Genomic DNA, 3,288 nt, shown 5'->3' on the forward strand with positions numbered 1-3,288 from the left:
CACTTGCCGCACAAACTATTGGGTCGATGTTTAGATGAGGATTTGAACCGTGGCCACCTCTTCCGATTATTTTTATTTTAAAATTCGTCTTTGTGGACATGAGAGGTCCCTTTTTTACAATGACTTTCCCCACATCAACCATTGGCCAGTTGTGGTATCCAAAAAACATATCTATTTTTAATTTTTGAAATAGTCCGGCGTCAATTAATTCTTTTGCGCCCTTAGTCGTCTCTTCAGAGTTTTGAAAAACAAATACAACATCGCCCTTTAATTTATCTTTGTTATTAACAAGAATTTTTATCGCACCCAAAAGACTTGCCATGTGAAAGTCGTGTCCACAGGCATGCATCACGCCTTCGTTTTTTGATTTGTATTCTAAATCCATGTCCTCAGTCTGCCTTAGCGCGTCGATATCTGATCTTAAACCAATAGTCTTTCCATTTTTCCCAGATTTTAGTCTTAACACAAGTCCCGTCTTTATTGGAAAGTCTATTATTTCTAATTCGCTAAATCTTTCAACAAAGTTTTTTATTAGCTCTGTAGTTCTATATTCCTCTCCTGAAACTTCAGGATACATGTGCAATTCATGTCTTATTTTTATAATCTCGTCTAAATCTTCATCATTTATTCTTAAAACCATTTTTTCCTTCTTTAACTATGAATTTAAAAGTCCGCCCTCCCCGAGTTCTGTGAAGTCACTCTTCTTAAGATCAACTCCTGCAAAGATTCGTGGCAAAAATATATCGAAACTTGTGAATTTTGAGTGCATTGATGCCCCTGGGACTCCAACGAGATAGGTATTCTTATTCTTTCCAACTGTGAGCATATTGCCTGGCTGAACTGGCATACCCTGTGTTATAAACTTATCGCTCATGTCTCTAATTGCAGTAGGAGTAAGGTCGTCTGGATCAACGCTCATTCCGCCGCTATAGATAATTAAGTCGCAGTTTTTATCTAAAAATTCTTTTGTCTCTTCTTTAATCATTTCTAAATCGTCTGGACATTTTTTTATTCCGACGATTTCACATTCAAAATGGGATAATTTTTCGCGAACGACAGGTTCAAATAAATCTTTTATTCTGCCAAAGTAAACTTCACTTCCCGTGATTATTACGCCGACTTTTAACTTTTTAAATTCTTTTACTTCAAAAATTGGTTCAAATTCTTTTGCAATTTTTATAATGTCAAAAACTTCTTCCTCTGCTGTAAAGAGCGGAACAATTCTTCCCCCAACGAGCCTTCCGCCTTTATCTACTGTTGAATAATTTTTTATTGTTGCAAATGTATAGATGCCTCTCTCGTTTAGTTTTAAAAGTCCCTCTCTATTTATCACAAAAAGTCCATGGACATCACTTACAAAATTCATTTTCCCTTCGGAAATTCCAGTTGTAGAAATATTTTTCCCACATAGATAAGGTGCAACTCTTTTTATTGCATCTTCTTCATGGACCTCACCTTCGTCCAGTTCGCCCACATAAATATTTTCTTTACCTATATTTCTAAGAGTCTCTAAATCTTCCTCTCTAATTATGTGATTTCTTTTAAAGACGACGCCCTTAAATCCGTCACTTTTTATCCCCGTAAGGTCATGAAGTAGAGGAAGCCCCACAGCCTCCTCTAATTTAACTTTTTTTATCATCTCTCACCCAACTTTTTGCCGTTTTTAACTGCCAAAATCTCTGAAAGTATAGAAATTGCAATTTCTTCCACAGTTCCATTATCTATATCAAGCCCCACTGAAGAATAAACTCTATTTAAAAGTTCATCGCCTATTCCTTCGTCTCTTAAAGAGTCAAAGACAGATTTAACTTTGTGGCGTGAACCAATCATTCCAATGTACTTGTAATCTTTTTCTATCACATTCCTAAGGACATCTAGGTCATTATTTGGCGTGCAAATTACAATAAATGTGTCTTCTTTTGTGAAATTTATTTTATCACTTGCTTCTTTTGGACTCATCGCCAAAAATTCTTTAACTTCTTCTAAATCGTCCTTATCTTTAAAGTCAGACCTGTCGTCTACAATTATTACGTCGAAATTAGTCTTTATTGCAACTCTTGCGAGCTTTTGTCCAACATGACCTGCTCCATAAATTATTAGTTTTGGTTTTGGTTTAAACACTTTTATATATCCTTTGTTGTTTCCGCCACATAGCATTCCCGTATCAGAATTCTTTGTCAAGTTGTGGTCATAAGTTCTGTCGCGCCCTACTCTTATTGCCTCAAGCGCTTCTTCTGTCACTTTATATTCAACGGGGCCTCCGCCTATTGTTCCAAAAGTCTTGCCATCATCAAAAACTGCCATCATTGAGTCTGCCGCACCAGGTGCAGAGCCCTTCTTCTCAGTTATAAAAACAAGTGCCGCGCGGTGGCCTTCTTCAACAGCTTTAATGACTTTATTTAAAATTTCAGTTTGCACCGTAAGTCCTCCTCTTTAAAATCAAAAGAGCCTCGAGAGTTCCGCCTCCGATTGCCCTTGCCTTATCAGATATCGCCACTGCATTTTTTTGGTTGACTCTTGGATCAACATCGCCAATCTTAAGTCCCTTTGTTACAAAAGTGCCATCGCCTATCATGCCTCTTATCATGCCATCAAGACCAGATAATACTTCCTCTTTACCTACAGTGGCAAGGACTTCGCCCTTTTTTACAACTTCTCCAATGTCCTTTATTACTTTAATTTTTCCCTCTCTTGGCGCTCTTAAAATCCTCTCACTTGTATAGCCTTCAATGCTTCCGGGAATTCCCGTATTTTTTTCAGCTTCACCTTCAAAAATTAATCTTCCAAGGTCGTGACCTCTATTTGTCTCAATCACTACATCTACGTCCTTACCTGCCACAAACCCAGGACCAAGAGCAATTGTTATCTCCGCCATGTCTTTTGTTGTGCCCATGTTTTTCTTTGCCAAAATTCCATCGACGACGGCAAGAGGTTTTAATTTTTTTATATATTCTCCGTCTTCATCAGAAATTATTGGAATAATATTTTTGCTCCAAGCTTCTTCGATTTCTTCAAGATTTTCTACTCTTTTTACTTTTAAATCTTCTATTTCAGTTTCACCATCAAACATCGCCTGGGCGCAGGAGACATATCTCCTAATGCAAAGTGGACTTTCTCTTTCCAATATTAAAACTTTAAATCCAGCGCGATGCACTTTTTGAATACTTCCCGTTGCCACATCGCCGCCACCTCTAAATATTACAATATCATTCATATTTTTCTTTAATCTCCAGCAAGTTGTTGTAGGTGTCAATGTCCCAAAGCTCTTCCACATCGTCGATTAATACT

The 3,288-nt window shown here is 37.4% G+C and carries 4 protein-coding genes; all 4 read right to left on the reverse strand.

The window, feature by feature from the left end; translation table 11 throughout:
• On the reverse strand, positions 1-640 hold a 640-nt coding region (locus tag ACOX6R_RS07680; RefSeq protein ID WP_433448908.1), incomplete at its 3' end, for a M20 metallopeptidase family protein.
• 15 nt (positions 641-655) lie between these two features.
• Positions 656-1,639, reverse strand: a complete 984-nt coding sequence (locus ACOX6R_RS07685) for a molybdopterin-binding protein (RefSeq protein ID WP_433448909.1) — start codon at positions 1,637-1,639, stop codon at positions 656-658.
• On the reverse strand, positions 1,636-2,418 hold the full coding sequence (locus ACOX6R_RS07690) for an XdhC family protein (RefSeq protein WP_433448911.1): 783 nt from the start codon (positions 2,416-2,418) through the stop codon (positions 1,636-1,638). Before ACOX6R_RS07690 ends, ACOX6R_RS07685 begins: the two co-directional genes overlap by 4 nt.
• Positions 2,408-3,214, reverse strand: coding sequence for a selenium-dependent molybdenum cofactor biosynthesis protein YqeB (yqeB, locus tag ACOX6R_RS07695; RefSeq protein ID WP_433448913.1), 807 nt, complete (start codon positions 3,212-3,214; stop codon positions 2,408-2,410). Before yqeB ends, ACOX6R_RS07690 begins: the two co-directional genes overlap by 11 nt.
• Positions 3,215-3,288 lie beyond the last annotated feature (74 nt).

The sequence above is a fragment of the Peptoniphilus sp. genome (genome assembly GCF_050943655.1).
Taxonomy (GTDB): Bacteria; Bacillota; Clostridia; order Tissierellales; family Peptoniphilaceae; genus Peptoniphilus_A.